The sequence below is a fragment of the Streptomyces sp. SPB162 genome, assembly GCF_029504575.1.
Taxonomy (GTDB): Bacteria; Actinomycetota; Actinomycetes; order Streptomycetales; family Streptomycetaceae; genus Actinacidiphila.
Genome location: NZ_JAQFII010000002.1, coordinates 17,177 through 36,935, shown reverse-complemented (window position 1 = coordinate 36,935; position 19,759 = coordinate 17,177). Strand labels below are relative to the sequence as shown.

General features: G+C 72.5%; 17 protein-coding genes, 3 pseudogenes and 1 riboswitch. Of the genes and pseudogenes, 9 read left to right on the top strand and 11 right to left on the bottom strand.

Annotated features, from left to right (window positions below):
- Window positions 1–26: 26 nt before the first annotated feature.
- Window positions 27–524 (bottom strand): DUF309 domain-containing protein, encoded by a 498-nt coding sequence (locus M2266_RS30200; protein ID WP_277441465.1) that lies wholly within the window; start codon window positions 522–524, stop codon window positions 27–29.
- A 220-nt stretch (window positions 525–744) separates the two neighbouring features.
- On the opposite strand from M2266_RS30200, the gene M2266_RS30195 reads away from it, so the two are divergent.
- Complete coding sequence (locus tag M2266_RS30195; RefSeq protein WP_277441464.1) at window positions 745–1,524, top strand: L,D-transpeptidase family protein; 780 nt, start codon at window positions 745–747, stop codon at window positions 1,522–1,524.
- Window positions 1,525–1,787: 263 nt separating this feature from the next.
- Here the strand turns inward: M2266_RS30195 and M2266_RS30190 are convergent, their stop codons facing one another.
- The 4 genes from M2266_RS30190 to M2266_RS30175 all read right to left on the bottom strand — a co-directional run bounded on the left by M2266_RS30190 (window position 1,788) and on the right by M2266_RS30175 (window position 5,216).
- Entirely contained in the window at window positions 1,788–2,009 is a 222-nt protein-coding gene (locus tag M2266_RS30190; protein WP_138354203.1) for a hypothetical protein, read from the bottom strand.
- 294 nt (window positions 2,010–2,303) lie between these two features.
- Window positions 2,304–2,942 carry a TNT domain-containing protein gene (locus M2266_RS30185; protein WP_277441463.1) on the bottom strand — a complete coding sequence of 213 codons (639 nt, stop codon included), beginning with the start codon at window positions 2,940–2,942 and terminating at the stop codon, window positions 2,304–2,306.
- A gap of 136 nt (window positions 2,943–3,078) precedes the next feature.
- Window positions 3,079–4,065: an acyl-CoA dehydrogenase family protein gene (locus M2266_RS30180; protein WP_277441462.1), complete on the bottom strand. Its 987-nt coding sequence runs from the start codon at window positions 4,063–4,065 to the stop codon at window positions 3,079–3,081.
- Entirely contained in the window at window positions 4,065–5,216 is a 1,152-nt protein-coding gene (locus tag M2266_RS30175; protein WP_277441461.1) for an acyl-CoA dehydrogenase family protein, read from the bottom strand. Before M2266_RS30175 ends, M2266_RS30180 begins: the two co-directional genes overlap by 1 nt.
- A gap of 105 nt (window positions 5,217–5,321) precedes the next feature.
- Here M2266_RS30175 and M2266_RS30170 point away from each other — a divergent pair.
- The 4 genes and pseudogenes from M2266_RS30170 (at window position 5,322) to add (ending at window position 9,054) form a co-directional block, all read left to right on the top strand.
- Window positions 5,322–6,121: pseudogene (locus M2266_RS30170) on the top strand (SDR family oxidoreductase).
- A gap of 78 nt (window positions 6,122–6,199) precedes the next feature.
- Window positions 6,200–6,787: a TetR/AcrR family transcriptional regulator gene (locus M2266_RS30165; protein WP_277441812.1), complete on the top strand. Its 588-nt coding sequence runs from the start codon at window positions 6,200–6,202 to the stop codon at window positions 6,785–6,787.
- A gap of 36 nt (window positions 6,788–6,823) precedes the next feature.
- On the top strand, window positions 6,824–7,981 hold the full coding sequence (locus M2266_RS30160) for an acetyl-CoA C-acetyltransferase (protein WP_277441460.1): 1,158 nt from the start codon (window positions 6,824–6,826) through the stop codon (window positions 7,979–7,981).
- A gap of 56 nt (window positions 7,982–8,037) precedes the next feature.
- A complete protein-coding gene (gene add, locus M2266_RS30155) occupies window positions 8,038–9,054 on the top strand; it encodes an adenosine deaminase (RefSeq protein WP_277441459.1) in 1,017 nt (338 codons plus the stop codon).
- A gap of 18 nt (window positions 9,055–9,072) precedes the next feature.
- On the opposite strand, the gene M2266_RS30150 is transcribed toward add, so the two are convergent.
- The 4 genes and pseudogenes from M2266_RS30150 to M2266_RS30135 form a co-directional block, all read right to left on the bottom strand.
- Window positions 9,073–10,170 carry a nitronate monooxygenase gene (locus M2266_RS30150; protein ID WP_277441458.1) on the bottom strand — a complete coding sequence of 366 codons (1,098 nt, stop codon included), beginning with the start codon at window positions 10,168–10,170 and terminating at the stop codon, window positions 9,073–9,075.
- Window positions 10,167–10,941: pseudogene (locus M2266_RS30145) on the bottom strand (CoA-transferase). Before M2266_RS30145 ends, M2266_RS30150 begins: the two are co-directional and overlap by 4 nt.
- The gene (locus tag M2266_RS30140) at window positions 10,938–11,786 is read right to left on the bottom strand and encodes a CoA-transferase (protein WP_277441811.1); all 849 of its coding nucleotides are present in this window, start codon (window positions 11,784–11,786) and stop codon (window positions 10,938–10,940) included. Before M2266_RS30140 ends, M2266_RS30145 begins: the two are co-directional and overlap by 4 nt.
- A 14-nt stretch (window positions 11,787–11,800) precedes the next feature.
- Window positions 11,801–12,556, bottom strand: a complete 756-nt coding sequence (locus M2266_RS30135) for an enoyl-CoA hydratase family protein (protein WP_277441457.1) — start codon at window positions 12,554–12,556, stop codon at window positions 11,801–11,803.
- A 79-nt stretch (window positions 12,557–12,635) separates the two neighbouring features.
- Here M2266_RS30135 and M2266_RS30130 point away from each other — a divergent pair, with 79 nt between their 5' ends.
- The 3 genes and pseudogenes from M2266_RS30130 to M2266_RS30120 all read left to right on the top strand — a co-directional run bounded on the left by M2266_RS30130 (window position 12,636) and on the right by M2266_RS30120 (window position 15,685).
- Entirely contained in the window at window positions 12,636–13,454 is an 819-nt protein-coding gene (locus M2266_RS30130) for an SDR family oxidoreductase (RefSeq protein WP_277441456.1), read from the top strand.
- 1 nt (window position 13,455) lies between these two features.
- A pseudogene (locus M2266_RS30125) lies at window positions 13,456–14,371 on the top strand (SDR family oxidoreductase).
- A gap of 144 nt (window positions 14,372–14,515) precedes the next feature.
- Window positions 14,516–15,685, top strand: coding sequence for a hypothetical protein (locus M2266_RS30120; RefSeq protein ID WP_277441455.1), 1,170 nt, complete (start codon window positions 14,516–14,518; stop codon window positions 15,683–15,685).
- Window positions 15,686–15,913: 228 nt separating this feature from the next.
- Here M2266_RS30120 and M2266_RS30115 read toward each other — a convergent pair whose 3' ends face one another.
- Both M2266_RS30115 and M2266_RS30110 read right to left on the bottom strand, forming a co-directional pair.
- Window positions 15,914–17,389, bottom strand: a complete 1,476-nt coding sequence (locus M2266_RS30115) for a glycine hydroxymethyltransferase (protein WP_277441454.1) — start codon at window positions 17,387–17,389, stop codon at window positions 15,914–15,916.
- Between the two features lie 19 nt (window positions 17,390–17,408).
- A riboswitch (ZMP/ZTP riboswitch) is annotated at window positions 17,409–17,503 on the bottom strand.
- 39 nt (window positions 17,504–17,542) lie between these two features.
- Window positions 17,543–18,199 (bottom strand): TetR/AcrR family transcriptional regulator, encoded by a 657-nt coding sequence (locus tag M2266_RS30110; protein ID WP_277441453.1) that lies wholly within the window; start codon window positions 18,197–18,199, stop codon window positions 17,543–17,545.
- Between the two features lie 129 nt (window positions 18,200–18,328).
- Between M2266_RS30110 and M2266_RS30105 the strand changes: the two genes are divergently transcribed.
- Window positions 18,329–19,711 (top strand): GH1 family beta-glucosidase, encoded by a 1,383-nt coding sequence (locus M2266_RS30105; RefSeq protein WP_277441452.1) that lies wholly within the window; start codon window positions 18,329–18,331, stop codon window positions 19,709–19,711.
- Window positions 19,712–19,759 lie beyond the last annotated feature (48 nt).

Below are 19,759 nucleotides of genomic sequence, written 5' to 3'. Positions count from 1 at the left end.
GTCCTTGGGCCGGGCGCCCAAAACCGTTACGCGCCTCCCACCAGGCGCGGGGCCGGGGCGCCCGGTGCCGAGCCGGGATGGTCCGCCAGCTCACGGGCCCAGTCGGCGAGGCCCGCGATGTCAATGCCGTACGGCGCGGCCTCCCTGTAAGGATCGATGCCCTCCGCGCCTCTCCGCAACAGGGAGGCCGCGCCCGACGCGTTGCCGCGCAGGGCGTGGGTGAGCCCCACGGCGAGCTGGGCCAGGGCGCGCCACAGGGCGCGCTGCGGCTCGTCGGCGGCCTTCCAGGCGTCCTCCAGCACCTCATGGGCGTGGAACGGCATCCCGGCGTCGAGCAGCCGCTGGGCCTCGGCCAGCGACTGGCCGGGGGAGCGCGGCACCCCCTCGGGCTGCCGCTCCACGCCGGGTGACCCGTAGGGCAGCGGACGGCCGAGACCGTCGCGCGGCCGGGCGTTGCGGGCCCGCCCGGCGGGGTCGCGGTCGCGGTCGTCGGAGGCGCTGTCGTACTGCGGGGTCTCGTCCATCGTGCGATTGTTCATCAGTGACGGCCCGGCGGCACGAGGGACGGGTTGTGACATCTGGGACGGATGTCGGCGTGGCTGGCCCCATCGCTCCCGGACTTTGCCAGTATGGCTGCCCGTGAGGCCCGTCACAGTGCTCCCGACACGATCCGGTCATGGCCGCCACCGGGCGGCGCACCGGGCCCCCCGTCGCGCCTCGGGTCGGACGGCCGCCCTGGCCGGGGTGACGGCGGTACTGGCGCTGGCCACCGCCGCCGCCTGGTGCGGGGTCGGTTCCATCGGACCGGTCGACGTCTTCGGCCCCCGGTCGCAGGACCGGGCGGACTCGGTCCCCGCCGTCATCGGCGGGGACGACCCCCGGCCCCCGGCGCCCGTGGCGGACACCGCGCCCGGCCAGGGGCCTGGCCGGGAGTCGGCGTCGATAGCTGGGCTGGGCCCGGCCACGCTGGCGTCCATCCCCACCGCCTCCCGCCAGGTGCTGCTGGCCTCGGGCCGGGCGAAGGACTCGTCCGACTCCACCGTCACGCTGTGGACCCGGGCCGCCGACGGCCGGTGGCGGGCGGGCTCCGCCTGGCCCGCGCACAACGCCCTGCGCGGCTGGACCGGCACGCACCACGAGGGCGATCTGCACAGCCCCGTGGGAATCTTCACCCTCAGCGACGCCGGCGGCTTCAAAGCGGACCCGGGCAGCGGATTGCCGTACCACCGCTCACAGGGTTTCACCGCGGGCGGCACCGGGTTCCGCGGTGAGGCGCTGGGCGGATCCTTCGACTACGTCATCGCGATCGACTACAACCGCGTGCCGGGCTCCTCACCGCTGGACGGCAGGCAGCCACTGGGCAGTCCGCGCGGCGGCGGCATCTGGATCCACGTCGACCACGGCGGTCCGACGCACGGCTGCGTCAGCCTGTCCGCGGCACACATGGTCGACCTGCTGCGCGCGCTCGACCCCCGGAGCCACCCGGTGATCGCCATGGGCGACGGGGCCTCGCTGGCACGCTGAACCGGTCGGCGGGCCGCGCGCACACGGAAAAACTCGTGCCGGAGCCGGGGAACTTCACGGGCCTGGAACACGTCTGAACGGTGGGGAGTTGAGGCATGAAGAGATGGTGCGAGGGCTCGACAGTGCCGAGTCGGGATACCGGCCGACGTGCCGTGAGCGACAAACGGCATGCCGGAATTCAGGCCGTCCCTGAGGTCTGTGGAGCTCAGGGCGGCAGGCGGAGAGGATCCTGGCCGCGACCTTGCGGGGCGCGGCCAGGAAGCTCAGAGCTTGGTCACCTTCGAGTACGGCTTGATGATCCGTACCTGGCGGGAACCGAAGTCGGCGAGCACGGCGACCTCGTCCTCGACACCGATGATTCGGCCGAGTCCGTAGACGTCGTGCGTTACCCGGTCACCCACCTCGAAGTTCTCGACGGGAGGGGCGACCGGAATCCGGAAGGGGCTGGCGGGCAGGTGGCGGCGGGTCACGGCTGATTTCGTCATTACCCCCAGTATGGCCCCTCCGAGGCCCTTGCGGTCCTCCCAACCGGTGGCCTTTCTTCCGGGTGGCCGGCGCGGAGTACCGCCCGGTAGGCGGTCGGTGGCGTCCCGGAAGGCCATCTGCTGAGTTCATCGCGGCATCCGTCACCGAGCGTCACCTTCGATTACGCCTTTGGCGCCGCCGTCCAGCCCGCGGATTTTTGACCGTTCGACATGTGTTTAACGCCCGAACGCTCCTGTACAGCGGCTCGTCAACTACCGTCGGTGCCACAACATCACCTTCGGTAACCAACGTGGCTAGACGAGCCGTTGGAGATAGCCGTTGGCCACCAGCCACATCACGTTGAGGGTGGCGGGGGAGCCGGGCACGAGAGTCGCGTCCAACTGGTACTGCAGTCCGTGGCCGGGCTGTGCGAACCAGGGCGCGATCGGCCCCGCGTCCACGGTGAACGCTTTCAGGACGCGGTAGTCGTGGTAGTTGCAACCGGCCGCGGGGGTGCCGTCCAGACTCTGCGGCGGGATGGAGCGGTTGGCGTACGGCAGGCCCTCGGGCGCGAGGAACGAACCGTACTCACTGCCGAACCGGTCGATGTCCTGACCGGGGCGCAGCGTCTGCCGCCACTCGACGGGCCGGCCGTCGGGGTCGAGGACGTAACCGTTCCGGGGTGGGTAGATCCACCCGGTGCCGGTGTTGTACGTCGCCAGGAACGCCTGCTCGGACAGTCCCCCCGTCCGGTGGTACCCGACGAGCTCACGCCCGACCGCGCCCCGGTCGGGCAGCACCTCCGGCCCGAGTCGGGGGTCCCCCGCGAAGAAGGTCGCGGAGCATTCGGTCCGTGCGGTACCGGCACCCTCCGGCGCCGCCGCGGCGACCCCGGCGGTGGTGGCGAGCAGCGCCCCGGCCACCAGCGAAACGAACAGCTGACGAAGCCTCATATTTTCCCCTGCTCAGTCATGTTGGCCACACAGCGCAACCAGAGGACTACAGCAGACTCCGCGGGGAGCGGGCAACGGCGCCCAGGTGTTCGAGCGGCGGCGAGGGGCCCGGGCGCCGTGCCCCCCATGCACCGGGCTACCGGGCAAGCACCCGAGCCCGGCACGACGACGGCGTCCCCCAAGCCGTTCGCAGCGCCCGTGCCTTCCCGATCCACAGCGACAGGTCGTACTCCGCGGTGTATCCGATCGCGCCATGCAGCTGCAGAGCCGTGCGGGCCGCCGCGTACGCCGCTTCGCCGCAGGCGACCTTGGCCGCCGCGATCTCGCGGCCCGCGTCCACCGCGCCCCCGGCCTGGGAAAGCGCCACCGCCGCCCCGTACAGCAGCGGCCGCGCGAACTCCAGACCGACGAGCGCGTTCGCGAGCTGGTGCTTGACGGCCTGGAAGCCGCCGATGGCGCTTCCGAACTGGGTCCGCTGCTTCGCGTAGGCCACCGTCCGCTCCACCAGGGCGAGGCCGACCCCCAGGGCCTGGGCGGCGGTGGCGAGGGCCGCCCAGTCGGCAGCAGCGCGCACCGCGTCCCGCACGGCCGCACCGGTGACGAACACGTCACCGCCGGTGGGGCGGGCCAGTCGGCGCGCGGGATCGAGCGAGGCACGAACCGGCCCGTGGCCGGTCGCGACGGCCAGGCCGTCGTCCACCGGGTGGAAGACGGCGTCAGCGGCATCCGCGTCGAGGGCGTACGAGCCGGCCGGCGCCAGCGAAACCACCGCCTCGCCGGAGGCGACCCGTGGCAGCCACTCCTTCGCCGGCCCCCGGTCGCCGAGTCCCCTCAGGAGCGCGCAGACCGCGACGGTCTCCGCCAGCGGGCCCGGCGCCGCGTGCCGGCCGAGCTCCACGAAGGCGGCGGCGAGTTCGACGGGGAGCGGTCCGAGGCCGTCGTACTCCTCGGGCACGGCCAGGGCGAAGACGCCGGCTCCGGCGAGACGTTCCCACAGGGCTCGGCCCGGCCCGTGGTCGCCCGCCGACCAGGCGCGGACGGCGGCCGGGGTGTCCGCCGAGGTGAGCAGCCGGTCCAGGGTGCGGACGAACTCGGTCTGCTCGGCGTCGAGGAGGAACCGCATCACCGGCGTCCCTTCGGGAGGCCGAGCAGCCGCTCGGCGATGATGTCGCGCTGGATCTCGTTGGTGCCCGCGTAGATCGGTCCGGCGAGGGAGAAGACATATCCCTCCGCCCACCCGCCGTCCCCGTCGGCGAGCTCTCCGTCGGCGCCGAGCAGGTCGAGGGCGGTCTCGTGCAGCCGGATGTCGAGTTCCGACCAGAAGACCTTGTTGAGGCTGGACTCGGCGCCGATGTCCCCGCCCTCCGCGAGCCGGGAGGCGTTGGCGAAGGTGAAGAGCTGGTAGGCGCGGGCGCCGATCACCGCATCGGCGACGCGGTCGCGCAGCTCCGTGTCGAGCGGGTCCGCCCGCTCCCGCCACAGGGCGGTCAGCCGGTCGGCCGCGGCCAGGAAGCGGCCGGGGCTGCGCAGGGTGAGGCCGCGCTCGTTGCCCGTTGTACTCATCGCCACCCGCCAGCCCTCGCCCGGGGCGCCGATGACGTCCTCGTCCGGTACGAAGACGTCGTCCAGGAAGAGTTCGGCGAAGGCGGGCTTACCGTCGAGCCGTCCGATGGGCCGCACCGTCACGCCCGACGCGTCCAGCGCGAACATCAGGTACGTCAGGCCGCGGTGCGGCCGGTCGGCCGCCGGGTCGCTGCGGAAGAGGCCGAACGCGCGGTCGGCGAAGGCGGCGCGGGAGGACCAGGTCTTCTGGCCGTTCAGCAGCCAGCCCCCGTCGGCACGGGTGGCGGTGGAGCGCAGCGAGGCCAGGTCGCTGCCCGCGTCCGGTTCCGACCAGGCCTGCGCCCAGATGGTCGCGCCGCTCGCCATGGCGGGCAGGACGCGGGCGCGCTGCTCGTCGGTGCCGTGCTCGAAGAGGGTCGGGGCGAGCAGGTTGATGCCGTTCTGGCTGACGCGGCCGGGCGCGTCAGCCGCGTAGTACTCCTCCTCGAACACCAGCCAGCGCAGGATCGAGGCGCCCCGGCCGCCGTACTCCTCCGGCCAGGACACCACCGACCAGCGGGCGGCGGCGAGCTCGCGCTCCCACGCCCGGTGGGCGGCGAAGCCCTCGGCGGTCTCCAGTGAGGGCAGTGGCGTGGAGGGGACGTGCGCGGCGAGCCAGCAGCGGGCCTCGGCCCGGAACGCGTCCTCCCCGGGCGTGAAGTCGAGGTCCATCGGATTCCGTCCTCCCCTGACGATCCTTCCCTAACAAGTGTTTGGTAGATTAACGTACGCCCCGTCAGCCGTCGAGGAGGAAGCAGCCGAGGAGGAGTCCCGCGTATGACCGCGAACCTGGGTGTTCCGCCCCCGTATCCGCAGGGGCACGACCTCCTCGCCGGACGTACCGCCGTCGTCACCGCGGCGGCGGGCGCCGGAATCGGCGGTGCCACCGCGCGCGCCGGCTGCTGGAGGAGGGGGCGAGCGTCGTCATCGGCGACGCGCACCCCCGCCGCGTCAAGGAGTCCGCGCAGGCGCTGGCGGCGGAGTTCGGCGCGGACCGGGTGGCGGGCCTGGTCTGCGACGTGACCCGCGAGGACGACGTCACCGCGCTCCTCGACCTCGCCGAGGAGCGGCACGGACGGCTGGACGTCCTGGTCAACAACGCGGGCCTCGGCGGCACCGCCGCCCTCGTCGACATGACGGACGAGCAGTGGTCCAGGGTCCTGGACGTCACCCTCGGCGGCACCTTCCGCTGCACCCGTGCGGCGCTGCGCCGCATGAAGGCGGCCGGCGCCGGCGGCGTCATCGTCAACAACGCCTCCGTCGTGGGCTGGCGCGCACAGGCGGGGCAGGCGCACTACGCAGCCGCCAAGGCGGCCGTCATGGCGCTCACCCGCTGCGCCGCCGTGGAGGCGGCCGCGTACGGGGTCCGGGTCAACGCGGTCTCGCCCAGCCTGGCCATGCACCCGCACCTGGCGAAGGTCACCACCCCCGAACTGCTCGCCGAACTGACCGAGCGGGAGGCCTACGGGCGGTACGCCGAACCGTGGGAGATCGCCAACGTGATCGTCTTCCTGGCCAGCGGCTACTCGTCGTACCTGACCGGCGAGACCGTGTCGGCCAGCAGCCAGCACGCGTGAGGCGAGAATGGACGGGTGCAGAAAAGCAGCGAGAGCAGCAAGAGCGGCAGGACCGCCAAGAGCAGCGGGAAGACGGCGGTGAGTGCCGCCCCCGAGCGCCGCGGCGAACTCCTGGCGACCGCGGCCGAGGTGTTCGCCGCGCAGGGCTACAACGCGACGACCGTCCGGCGGATCGCGGACGCGGCGGGCATGCTTGCGGGCAGCCTCTACTACCACTTCGACTCCAAGGAATCGATGGTCGACGAGATCCTCTCGACCTTCCTCAACGAACTGTGGGCCGGGTACGACGAGGTGCTGGCCGCCGGCCTCGGCCCCAGGGAGACGATCGAGGCCCTGGTCACGCAGTCCTTCAAGGAGATCGACCGGCACCGGGCGGCCGTGGCGATCTACCAGAAGGAGGCCCGGCACCTGGCCGCCCAGCCGCGCTTCGGCTACCTCGCCGACTCGCAGGTGAAGTTCGAACGGGCCTGGCTGGGGACGCTGGAGCGCGGGGTGGCCGCCGGGGTCTTCCGCGCCGACCTCGACGTCCGGCTCACCTACCGGTTCGTCCGCGACACCGTATGGGTCGCGGCCTCCTGGTACCGGCCGGGCGGACAGCACAGCCCGGAGGAGATCGCCCGGCAGTACCTGTCGATGGTGCTGGACGGCGTGGCCGTCCGGAGCTGACATGGACGAAGCGACAATTCAGCGCGAGGAGTAGTCATGGCCGAGGCCTACATCGTCGAAGCGGTCCGCACCCCGATCGGCAGGCGCAGGGGCGGACTGTCCGCCGTGCACCCCGCCGATCTGGGGGCGCATGTCCTCAAGGCGCTCATGGAGCGCTCGGGCGCCGACCCGGCGGCGGTCGAGGACGTGGTGTTCGGCTGCCTGGACACCGTCGGTCCGCAGGCCGGCGACATCGCCAGGACGGCCTGGCTGGCGGCGGGTCTTCCCGAGGAGGTGCCGGGGGTCACCGTGGACCGGCAGTGCGGCTCCTCCCAGCAGGCCGTGCACTTCGCCGCCCAAGCGGTGCTCTCCGGCACCAGCGACCTGGTGGTGGCGGGCGGTACGCAGAACATGTCGATGATCCCCATCGCCTTCGCCAGTCGCCAGGCCGCCGAACCGCTCGGCCTCACCGAGGGCCCGTTCGCCGGCTCTGAGGGGTGGCGGGCCCGCTACGGTGACCGGCCCGTCAACCAGTTCCACGGCGCCGAGCTGATCGCGGACAAGTGGCGCATCACCCGCGAGGCGATGGAGGAGCTGGCGCTGCGCTCCCACCAGCGGGCGCTGCGGGCCATTGACGAGGGGCGGTTCGACCGCGAACTCGTCGCGTACGGCGAGGTGACCACCGACGAGGGGCCGCGCCGGGACACCAGCCTGGAGAAGATGGCGGCGCTCAAGCCGGTGGTCGAGGGCGGCAGGATCACCGCCGCGGTCTCCTCCCAGGTCTCCGACGGTGCCTCGGCCATGCTGATCGCCTCCGAGCGGGCGGTCGCCGAGCACGGCCTGACACCGCGCGCCCGCATCCACCACCTGTCCTGCCGCGGCGAGGACCCGATCAGGATGCTGTCCGCACCGATCCCCGCGACGGCGTACGCGCTGAAGAAGACCGGGCTGTCCATGGACGACATCGACCTGGTGGAGATCAACGAGGCGTTCGCCCCGGTCGTGCTCGCCTGGCTCAAGGAGACCGGCGCCGACCCCGAGAAGGTCAACGTCAACGGCGGCGCCATCGCGCTGGGCCACCCCCTCGGTGCCACCGGCACCAAGCTGATGACGACACTGCTGCACGAACTGGAGCGCACCGGCGGCCGGTACGGCCTGCAGACCATGTGCGAGGGCGGCGGCCAGGCGAACGTCACCATCATCGAGCGGCTGTAGCCGGGGGCCGGGCAATTCGTTCGACGCCTCCCGTACCCGGTGGCAGGCTTCCCGATATGACGTCGACGACCGCCACGACGCGTGACCTGCGCACCCTTCCCAAAGCTCATCTGCACGTCCACCTCGAGAGCACCGTGCGGTGGCCGACCCTGGCGGAGATCGGTGCCGCCAACGGCGTGCCGATCCCGGCGCATCTGGTGGACGGCGGGCACGCCTTCGAGAGCTTCGCGGACTTCTTCGCACAGAACGACCTGGTGCGTTCCTGCCTGTGCCGGCCGGCGGACTTCCACCGGATCGCCTACGAGTTCTGCGAGGACGAGGCGGCCAACGGCACCCGCTACGCGGAGGTGTCCTTCACCGCCGCCGGCCACGGGGAGCGGCTCGGCGATCTCGACATGCCGCTGGTGAGCGTGCTGGAGGGACTGGCGGCGGGCCAGGAGGCGTTCGGCATCGAGTGCCGGGTCCTGCTCGACCACTCCCGCCGCCGCTCGGTGGAGCGCGCCTGGCGCACCCTGGAACTCGCCGAACGCCACGCCGGGAGCGGGGTGGTGGGCATCGGGGTCGCGGGCGACGAGGCCCACCCCGTCGAACCGTTCGCGGAGGTCTTCGCCGCCGCGCGCGAGGCGGGGCTGCACATCGTGCATCACGCCGGCGAGGCATGCGGTCCCGAGAGCATCCGCGCGGCCCTTGACGTCGGGGGAGCCGAGCGGATCGGCCACGGCATCCGGATCCTGGACGACGAGGCGCTCGTCGCCGAGGTGCGGGAGCGGGGGATCCCGCTGGAGGTGTGCCCGTCGTCGAACGTCGCCCTGGGCTTCGCGGCGTCGCTGCGCGCGCACCCGCTGGAGCGGATGCGCGCGGCCGGCCTGAACGTCACGCTCAGCACCGACATCCCGTCGATGATCAACGTGTCACTGGCGCGCGAGTACGAGCTCGTCACGGACGCCTTCGGCTACGGGGACGAGGTGTCGGCCGGCCTGGCCCGCGCGGGAGTGGACGCCTCGTTCGCGCCGGACGGGACCAAGGCGCGGCTCCGCGCGGAGATCGACCACTGGCTCACCGCGGGCTCCTGACGGTCCGGGGCCGCTGGTTCAGTGCACCGCCGGCTGGGCTCCGGGCAGCGCGCCGAGCGCCGTCCGGGCCTCCGCCATGATCCGGTCGACGAGCTCCGCGCACGACGGCAGGTCCTCGATCAGGCCCGCGACCTGGCCCGAGGCCATCACCCCGAGGTCGGTGCGGCCCTCGACCATCGACGCCTTGAGCATCATCGGCGTGTTGGCGGCCAGCAGCACCTGGCTCCACGTCAGCTCCTTGCCGTGCTTCATCGCGAGACCGTCGCGGACCATCTGCCGCCAGCCGAGCCCGGCATCGTGCTTGAGCCCTGCCGCGTGCCGCAGGGCGCGCAGCAGGGCGGCGGGCCGCCCGGAGCGCTCCAGGGCGTCGACCAGCTCGGAGCGCAGCATCCGGTGCGGCAGGCCGTCGACCTTGGTGGTGACGGTGACGTCCTGGACCGACGCCGCCAGGTAACGGGCCTTGACCGCGTCCGGGACGGTGCTGTCGGAGGTGAGCAGGAAGCGGGTGCCCATCGCGATCCCGGCCGCCCCGTACGCCAGGGCGGCGACGAGCCCGCGGCCGTCGAAGAAACCTCCGGCGGCGATGACGGGGATGGCGACGGCGTCCACGACCTGCGGGAGCAGCACCGTCGTCGCGACGTTCCCGGTGTGGCCGCCGCCCTCGCCGCCCTGCACCAGGACGGCGTCGGCGCCCCACGCCGCGACCTTCTCGGCGTGGCGGCGGGCGCCGATGGACGGGATGACGACCACGCCCGCGTCCTTGAGCCGCGAGATCAGCTCCCGGGAAGGGGCCAGCGCGAAGGACGCCACCCGCACTCCCTCCTCGATCAGGATCCCGACCCGCTCCGGGGCGTCGCCCGCGTCCGCCCGCAGGTTGACGCCGAACGGTGCGTCGGTCCGCGACGTGACCTCCCGTACGGCGGCCCGCAGTTGCTCCGCCGTCATGGTGGCGGAGGCGAGGATGCCGAGCGCTCCCGCGTTCGCGGTGGCGGACACCAGCCGGGGGCCGGCCACCCAGCCCATCCCGGTCTGCACGATCGGGTACCGCACGCCGACCAGTTCGGTCAGCGGGGTGGTGAACGACGGTGGGCCTTCGTCGGGCTGCGTCCCGTTCATGTCCGCACCTCGCGGTCGCGCAGGGACCGGGGGTCGATCACCTCGCGGATCAATCGCAGTTCACCGTCGGTCGGCTCGCGGGTGAGCGGGACGTCGTCGGAGATCACGAGCGGGAAGCCGGTGGCGTCCCGCACCTGTTCCGCGCTCACGCCCGGGTGCAGCGAGCGGATCCGCATCGACCGGTCCGGGGTGTCGAAGTCGAAGACGGCGAGGTCGGAGATGACCCGGCGGATCTCGTGGAACCGGGTCGCGGTCTTCCCGGCCCGCCGCCGCGCGGTCGTAACCGACGCCGCTGACCATGTCGACGCGCGCGACGAAGACCCGGGAGGAATGCCGCGGCACCCAGTAACTGGTGGGGTTGTTGAGGGTGTTGACGGGGGCGCCCCGAGAGCCCAGGAGCTGGCGTGTCGGCTGTTCCCAGCCTCCGATGCAGGAGATGTTCTGGTTGCCGAACCGGTCCACCTGGCCGGCGCCCATCATCACGTGCCGCTTGCCGCCGGTGACCATCGCCAGGTGCGCGCGGTACGGCAGCCAGCCCTCGATCAGCTCCGACGCGCTCCCGACCGCCGGGACGTCGCCGATCAGCATCGCCTCGCCGTCGGTGAGCAGCAGGTCGGGCGAGAAGGTGAGCTTCGCCAGCCGGGCGCCGATCGTCGGCACGGTGCCCATCGGGCTGGCGAGGATCTCGCCGTCACCGCGCCAGGCCTCGGCGCACGCCACCACGCAGTACTCGGCGCGCGTCGCGCCCGCCGCCTTCGCCGGCCCGGTCATGCGCCCTCCCTCGCGAACGCCGCCACCGCGGCCTGGTAGGTGCCCTCGTCGCCGGACAGGAAGCGTTGGGTGAACTCCCGCCAGGCCGCGGGGTCGGCGGCGGCCTTGGCGTACGCGCTCTGGAAGGCCTCGTCCCGGCCGTAGTCCGGGGCGCAGGACGTGAAGTGCGCGCCGTTCGGCGCCTCCACGACCCCGGTGACCGCATACCGCTTGACCAGCAGCGTCTGCGGGGTGCCGGCCCGCAGCAGCTCGGCGCTGTCGACGATGCGTTCGCAGCTGACGTACGCGGCATCGGCCGCCTCGCAGAACAGGTCGTCGAAGTACGGATCGGGGCCCAGATATTGACCGTTGCCGAACGCGTCGGCCCGGTTGAGGTGCACGAGCGCGGCGTCGAGCCGCAGCGCGGGCACCGCCACCAGTTCCTCGCCGTCCTCATAGGGGGAGACGACGGTGCGCAGGCCGGGGTTGACCCGCATCAGGTCGGAGCCGAGGCCGGCCCGGATCGGCAGGAAGGGCAGCCGGTGCACGGCCGCGGTCAGCCCCCACATGAACATCGCCTCGTCCAGTTCCGTCATCTCGAACGCGGCGCTCTCGCGGGCGGCCCGGAAGTGCGGTTCCAGCGGGATCGAGTCCAGTGTGGTGAAGGCCGCGACCAGCTTGCGGATCTTCCCGGCGGCGGCCAGCAGCCCGACGTCGGGACCGCCGTAGGAGACCACGGTCAGGTCCGTGACGTCCGAGCGGAGCAGCGCACGGATCAGCGCCATCGGCTTGCGGCGGGACCCCCAGCCGCCGATGCCCAGCGTCATCCCGCTCTCGAGCCGGTCGACGACCTGCTCGGCGGTCATGGTCTTGTCCGTGCTCACCGCTCCTCCTTCTTCGTCGCTACGAACGCGTCCCGGTGCCGGTCGGCGAGCCCGCTGAGGTTGGCCTCGAAGGTGAAGCCCTGCTCGAAGCGGTAGCTGCGCCGGACGTCCACCGGGTCGATGCCGTTGATCGCGGCCTTGGCCAGCCGCAGCAGCTCACCGTCCTTGGCCGCGATGTCGCGGGCCAGTGCGAGTGCGGCGTCCAGCACCCTCTCGCGCGGCACGACCTCCCACACCGAGCCGTGCCGGTACAGCTCCTGGGCGGTGGCGGTGCGGGAGGTGAAGTACAGGGCACGCATGAGGTGTTGGGGGACGAGCCGGGAAAGGTGGGTGGCGGCCCCGAGTGCTCCCCGGTCCAACTCCGGCAGTCCGAACGTCGCGTCGTCGCTCGCCACGATGGCGTCGGCGTTGCCCACCAGGCCGATGCCGCCGCCCAGGCAGAAGCCGTGCACGGCGGCGATGACCGGCACCTCGCAGTCGTAGACCGCGCTGAACGCCTCGGCGCAGCCGTGGTTGGCGCCGATCAGCGCCTGGTGTCCGGGAGTGCGCTGCATCTCCTTGATGTCGACGCCCGCGTTGAAGCCGCGGCCCGCGGCGGTGAGCACGACACAGCGGACGGCCGGATCGGCGCCGGCGGCGCGCAGCGCGTGGGCCAGGTCGAACCACCCCTGTACGGGAAGGGCGTTGACGGGCGGGAAGTCGACGGTGATGACGGTGATTCCGTCTTGCGGGGCCGAGGTGGAGACACCCATGATGAGGATCAGCTACCTTTCCACCAAACATTTGTTAGGTAGAAGGTAGCAGCGGATCGAGCACCGTGGGAGGTGCCAGTTGACGGTCACCGTCGATCTGTCCGGACGCGTCGCCGTCGTCACGGGCGGCACGCGAGGCGTCGGCGCGGGGATCGCCCGCGCCTTCCTGGAAGCGGGCGCCGAGGTGGTGGTCTGCGCCCGCCGCCCCCCGGCGGAACCCGTCGCGGCGGACGGCCGCACGGCCCGGTTCCGCCCCTTGGACCTGCGGGAACCCGACTCCGTCACGGCGTTCTTCGCCCAGGTGAAGGACGATCACGGGCGACTGGACACCCTCGTCAACAACGCCGGAGGGACGCCCTTTCGGCTGCTCGCCGACGGCGGCGCCGCCCGGCACGCACGGGTCCTCGAACTCAACCTCACCGCCCCGCTCACCGCGTCACTGGCCGCCTACGAGGTGATGCGAGGCCAGCCGGGCGGCGCCTCGATCCTCATGATCGGCAGCGTCAGCGGCGGCCGCCCGTCGCCCGGCACCGCCGCCTACGGCGCCGCCAAGGCGGGCCTGGACAGCCTCGCACGCTCCATGGCCACCGAATGGGCGCCCGCGGTTCGCGTCAACACCCTGCTCCTCGGCATGGTCCGCACCGAACTGTCCCATCTGCACTACGGGGACGACGCCGGCATCGCGGCCGTCGGCCGGACGGTGCCCGCCGGGCGGCTGGCCGAGCCCGCGGACGTCGGCGACGCCTGCGTCTTCCTCGCCTCGGACCGCGCCGCGTACATCACCGGGGCGAGCCTGCTCGTGCACGGCGGCGGCGAGCGCCCGGCCTTCCTCGACGCCGCCACCGTCAACCGCGATTCGTCGCCACCGCCGCCGTCAACCGCGAGCAAGGAGAACTGACATGACCGGAGCCGAAATCTGCGCGGGGCGGGTCGCCGTCGTCACCGGCGCGGGGCGCGGCCTCGGCCGCGCCCACGCCCTCGCCTTCGCGAGCGAGGGCGCGCGCGTCGTCGTCAACGACCTCGGGGTCGGCCTCGACGGCGCGGGCGGCTCGACGGGGCCGGCCCAGCGGGTCGTCGACGAGATTCGGGCGCTGGGCGGCGAAGCGGTCGCCAACGGCGACGACATCGCCACCACGACAGGGGCCGCCGCCCTGGTCGCCACCGCGATCGATACGTTCGGGCGGCTCGACACCCTCGTCAACAACGCCGGGTTCCTGCGCGACCGGATGCTCGTCAACCTCGAAGAGGACGACTGGGACGCGGTGCTGCGCGTCCACCTCAAAGGCCACTTCCTACCGCTCAGGCATGCCGCCGCGCACTGGCGGGCCGAGGCCAAGGCGGGACGCGCTCCCGACGCCCGGGTGGTCAACACCAGCTCGGGGGGCGGGACTGCTGGGCAGCGTCGGACAGGGCAACTACGCGGCGGCCAAGGCCGGGATCATCGGCCTGACGCTCGTCGCCTCGGCCGAGATGGCCCGCTATGGCGTCCGCGTCAACGCCATCGCGCCCGCGGCCCGCACCCGGATGACCGAGCGGACCTTCGCCGCGACCATGGCCGCGCCCGACGGCGACGCCTTCGACGCCATGGCGCCGGAGAACGTCTCCCCGCTGGTGGTCTGGCTCGGCTCCGCGGCCTCGGCCGGCGTCACCGGACGGGTCTTCGAGACGGAGGCGGGCCGGATCACCGTCATGGAGGGCTGGCGGCCGGGACCGACGGCCGACAAGGGCGCCCGGTGGACCCCGGCGGAAGCCGGCGAGACCGCACTGAAACTGCTCGCCGACGCCGAACCTCCGCGGCCGGTCTACGGGACGTGATGATTGCGCGCACCACGAAACGGTTCTGTGACAACGGGGGCCCACTGATCGAATGCCGCCGCCGAAACGGCATAGTGGGGGCCGCCCCCGGTGGGGGCATGACAAGTGACGCACCAAAGCGCACGTACATGGGGGAACAACTCAATGCCATCCATACGACGGTCCGCCCGAGCCGCGGTGGCGGTGACCGCGCTGCTCGCGCTCACCGCCACCGCCTGCGGCCCTGACGACAGCGACGCGGCGGCGAAGTCGACCGCGGCTGCCAGTACCCCGGCCGCGACGGACACCGGTTCCAGCGCCAAGCTTCCCAAGGGCCTGCCCACCAGCCTCGAGGACCTGGAGAAGTGGCAGCAGGGCGACTGGAAGAACTGGGACAAGTGGGCGCGTGACGCGGCCGACTTCGCCAACCCGGTCATCAAGGACCTGTGGAAGCCGTCCCGGATGTCCGGGGCGAAGGACAACGAGAACACCGTCCAGACGAACTTCGGTTCGGACCAGGGGACCACCGACCCCGCTCCGCGCCCGGTGGCGGCCAAGGAGGTCGCCCGCCCGTACCACCAGCACGCGGCACCGGTCGGCAAGGTCTTCTTCGACAGCCCCACCGGCCCGATGGTCTGCTCCGGCACCGTCGTCGACGACCCGGCGCACCCGGGCAAGTCGAACCTGGTGTGGACGGCCGGCCACTGTGTCCACGACGGCGCGAAGGGCGGCTGGTACCGCAACATCATCTTCGTCCCGTCGTACAACGACAACGGCCTGTCCGCCTCGCGGGTCGGCAACTCGCCGCAGCGCAACCGCACACCCTACGGCGCTTGGTGGGCCGACTGGTCGCAGACCTCCTCGCAGTGGATCGCCACCGGCACCCACTCCGGAGGCGGCGGCTCGCCGTACGACTTCGCGGTGCTGCACGTCCAGCCGGAGAACGGCGGCGGCAAGTCCCTGCAGGAGACCGTCGGCGCCTCGCTGCCGGTGTGGTTCGGCGCCCCGTCACCGACGCTGTTCAGCGGCATCGGCGCCTGGGGCTACCCGCAGGCGGCGCCGTACGACGGCGCGCGGATGTTCGACTGCATCGGCAAGCCCGGTCGGCTGTCGATGAGCGCCACCATGCCGACGGAGTACCGGATCGGCTGCACGATGACCGGCGGTTCCTCGGGTGGCGGCTGGTTCGCCACCATGCCGAACGGGAAGACCGCCCTGGTGTCGGACACGTCGATCAAGCCCGCCGACAACACCTGGCTGGCGGGCCCACACCTGGGCCCCGAGGCACAGGGCGTCTACAACGCGGTCAGCCGGAAGTTCGCCCGTAGCAGGTAGGGGACGGCTTCGGCCTCAGGCAGCGGCCCGGCCGGGGTTCGGCCGGGCCGCTGTCGTGTCACGTGTCACGCACACAGCACGCAGCACGCAGCACGCATCACGCATCACGCGGCATCGGTCTCGGCGAGGGCGTTGAGCAGGTGCCGCAGTGCGGCGGTCGGCGGTCCCGGTGACACCGCAAGCGGTTCGACCCGTGGCGCCGCCGTTCCGGCAGGTACGTGCCCTGGATCAGCCCTGGCTCAGGTCGACACCCGGGTAGAGCGGGAATCCGGCCAGCAGGTCGGCCGAACGTGCGGCGACCTGGTCCGCCACGGACGCGTCGAGCACGTGGCTCGCCTTGGACGGGGTGCCGTGGGCGGTCGTGCCGGGGCGGGTGTTGGCGAGCACCGTGTCGATCAGGCCCGCGACCTCGTCCATCTCCCGCACACCGAGCCCGCGGGTGGTGAGTGCCGGGGTCCCGATGCGGACACCTGACGTGTACCAGGCGCCGTTCGGGTCCTGCGGGACGGAGTTGCGGTTGGTGACGATGCCGGCGTCCAGCAGCGCGGCCTCGGCCTGGCGGCCGGTGAGTCCGTAGCCGGAGACGTCGGCGAGCACCAGGTGGTTGTCGGTGCCGCCGGTCACCAGGGAGGCGCCGCGCCGCAGCAGCCCCTCGGCCAGTGCGGAGGCGTTGTCGACGATGCGGCGGGCGTAGTCCTGGAAGTCGGGCCTGCGGGCCTCGGCGAGCGCCACCGCCTTGGCGGCCATCACGTGCGGTAGCGGCCCGCCGAGCACCATGGGGCAGCCGCGGTCCACGTGCTCGGCCAGCTCGGCGTCGCACAGCACCATGCCGCCGCGCGGCCCCCGCAGCGACTTGTGCGTGGTGGTCGTGACGATGTTGGCGTGCGGCACCGGATCGAAGTCGCCGGTGAGCACCTTGCCCGCGACCAAACCGGCGAAGTGCGCCATGTCGACCATCAGGGTCGCGCCGACCTCCTCGGCGATCTCCCGCATGATGCGGAAGTTGACCAGCCGCGGGTAGGCGGAGTAGCCGGCGACGAGGATGAGCGGGCGGAACTCGCGTGCGGTCTCGCGCAGCGCGTCGTAGTCCAGCAGTCCGGTCTTCGGGTCGGTGCCGTAGCTGCGCTGGTCGAACATCTTGCCCGAGATGTTGGGGCGGAAGCCGTGGGTGAGGTGGCCGCCCGCGTCGAGCGACATGCCGAGCATGCGCTGGTCGCCGAGTTCGCGGCGCAGCGCCGCCCAGTCCTGCTCACTCAGGTCGTTGACGTGCCGGACCTTGGCGCGCTCGAGCGCCGGACTCTCCACCCGCTGGGCGAGCACCGACCAGAAGGCGACCAGGTTGGCGTCGATGCCGGAGTGCGGCTGCACGTAGGCGTGGGTCGCGCCGAACAGCTCGCGGGCGTGCTCGGCCGCGAGCGCCTCGACGGTGTCGACATTGCGGCAGCCCGCGTAGAAGCGGCGGCCGATGGTGCCCTCCGCGTACTTGTCGCTGAACCAGTTCCCCATGGTCAGCAGGACGGCGGGGGAGGCGTAGTTCTCGCTGGCGATGAGCTTGAGCTGGGCGCGCTGGTCCTCGACCTCGGCGCCGATGGCGTCGGCGACGCGCGGCTCGACGGCCCGGATGACGTCCAGCGCGCTGCGGAAGGCGGTGGATTCGGTGGATTCGCCGGGCTTGATGCTGAAGGACGACGGTTCTGCGGCCATGCGGGCCTCCTGGACGAGAAGGGGTGGCCCAGGCGCGCGGCATCACATCGTCATAGGAGACGGAGCCGCTCCCCGATGGTCGGTCCCATCCAAGCGCCAGTCACGGCTCACGCCGACCCTAGCAGCGCGACCCGCGGCGCGCGCGGTCCCGGCTCAGTCCGTCCGAACGGTGAGATAGCGGCGCAGCAACCGCTTGCACTCGGCGATCAGCGCGGGGTCGCCGTCCGGGTCGGTGCGGAAGGCGAGCCGCAGCACGGCGTCGGCGCACTCCAGGGCGACGCGGCCGGTCAGCCGGGAGGCGGCGGGGTCCAGCAGGCCGCCGGTGAGGGCCCACAGCCGGTCGGCGACGGCGGTGTTGTTGTCGATCTCGGTGTCGAGCAGATGCCGGGCGGCGGGGTCCTCGCGGCCGACGGCGCCGAAGTCGACGACCCCGAATCCCGGCACCGCCCGCCGCATCGCGACGAACTCCTCGACGGCCAGGTCCACCAGGGCGGCGACGTCCTGGGGGGACTCGGCCGCCATCCGCCGCGACAGGCGGTCGGTGTAGCGCTCCAGGTTGCGGGCGGCGAGCGCGCCGAGCAGCCCGTCCTTGCCGGGGAAGAACTGGTAGAGGGTGCCGATCGGCACCTCCGCCCGGCGGGCCACCTCCTTCGTGGTGAGCGCGGTGTAGCCCACCTCGTCCAGCAGGGCCGCGCACGCGCCGAGGATGCGCTCGACCCGCTCGGCGCTGCGGCGCTGCACCGGACTGCGGCGGACGGTGGCGGGGCCCGCGACGAGGGCGGGGGCGGCGGTCGGGGGGTGTTCGTGCATGAGGCCACTCTGCCGGATCGGGCGCCCGGCGAGTGGCCAGCTATCGTGAGCATCGCTCATGTTTGACCCAGCGGCCCATGCCGCGCCTGCTCGCGCGTCACCTCGTTCTTCCCGTCAAGGAGTGAGCCAGTGCCGGACCCGTCGACACCGCAGCGCCCGCAGCTTCCCGCATCCTTCGTCTGGGGTGTCTCCACCGCCGCCTACCAGGTCGAGGGGGCCGTCAACGAGGGCGGCAGGGGACCCTCGATCTGGGACACGTTCACCGCGCGCCCCGGCACGGTCCGCGACGGCCACACCGGAGCGGTGGCCTGCGACCACTACCACCGCTATCCGCAGGACGTCGCGCTGATGAAGGACCTCGGACTGGACGCGTACCGCTTCTCCGTCGCCTGGCCCCGCGTCCAGCCGTCGGGCAAGGGCCCGGCGAACGCGGCGGGGCTGGACTTCTACGACCGGCTCGTCGACGAACTGCTCGCCGCCGGCATCGCGCCCACCCCCACCCTGTTCCACTGGGACCTGCCGCAGGCCCTGGAGGACGAGGGCGGCTGGCTCGCGCGCGCCACCGCCCAACGGTTCGCCGAGTACGCCGGACTGGTGGCCGACCGGCTCGGCGACCGGGTCCGCCGCTGGATCACCCTCAACGAACCCTTCGTGCACATGGTGTTCGGCTACGCCCTGGGCGTCCACGCGCCCGGTCGGGCCCTGATGCTGGACGCCCTGCCGGCCGCCCACCACCAACTGCTCGGCCACGGTCTTGCGGTCGCCGCGCTGCGCGAGCGCGGCGCCGCCGAAGTCCTGATCGCCAACAACTGCACGCCGGTACGCGTGGTGGGGGAGTCCACCGCCGACCGGGCCGCGGCCGGGGCGTACGACGCCCTGCACAACGGCCTCTTCAACGACCCGCTGTTCCTGGGCCGCTACCCCGACCTGTCGGCCTACGGCGTCGGCCCCGACCTCGGCGGTGCGGTATCGGAGGGTGACCTGGAGATCATCGCCGCCCCGCTCGACGGGCTCGGCGTCAACTACTACAACCCCACCTGGATCCAGGCCCCGGCGGGCGACCCCGCGCTGCCCTTCGCGGAGGCCCGGGTCGAGGGCTTCGAGCGGACCGCCTTCGACTGGCCGGTCGTCCCGGACGGGCTCACCGAACTCCTCACCGGTTTGAAGGAGCGCTACGGCACCGCCCTGCCGCCGGTGTACATCACCGAGAACGGCTGCTCCCAGACCGACGAGGTCGTGGGCGGCCGGATCGCGGACAGCGCACGGATCACCTATCTGGACGGCCACATCAAGGCGGTGGCCGACGCGGTGGCCCTCGGCGTGGACGTGCGCGGGTACTTCACCTGGTCCCTGATCGACAACTTCGAGTGGGCGGAGGGGTACCACCAGCGGTTCGGGCTGGTGCACGTGGACCACGACACCCAGGTCCGCACTCCCAAGGACTCCTACGCCTGGTACCGCGACCTGATCGCCGCCCACCGCGGCACCGGAACCGGCTCCGGCGGCGGGTGAGACCCCTTGGCGGCGCCCGACCGCGTGGCTACACTCGCGCCAACATGA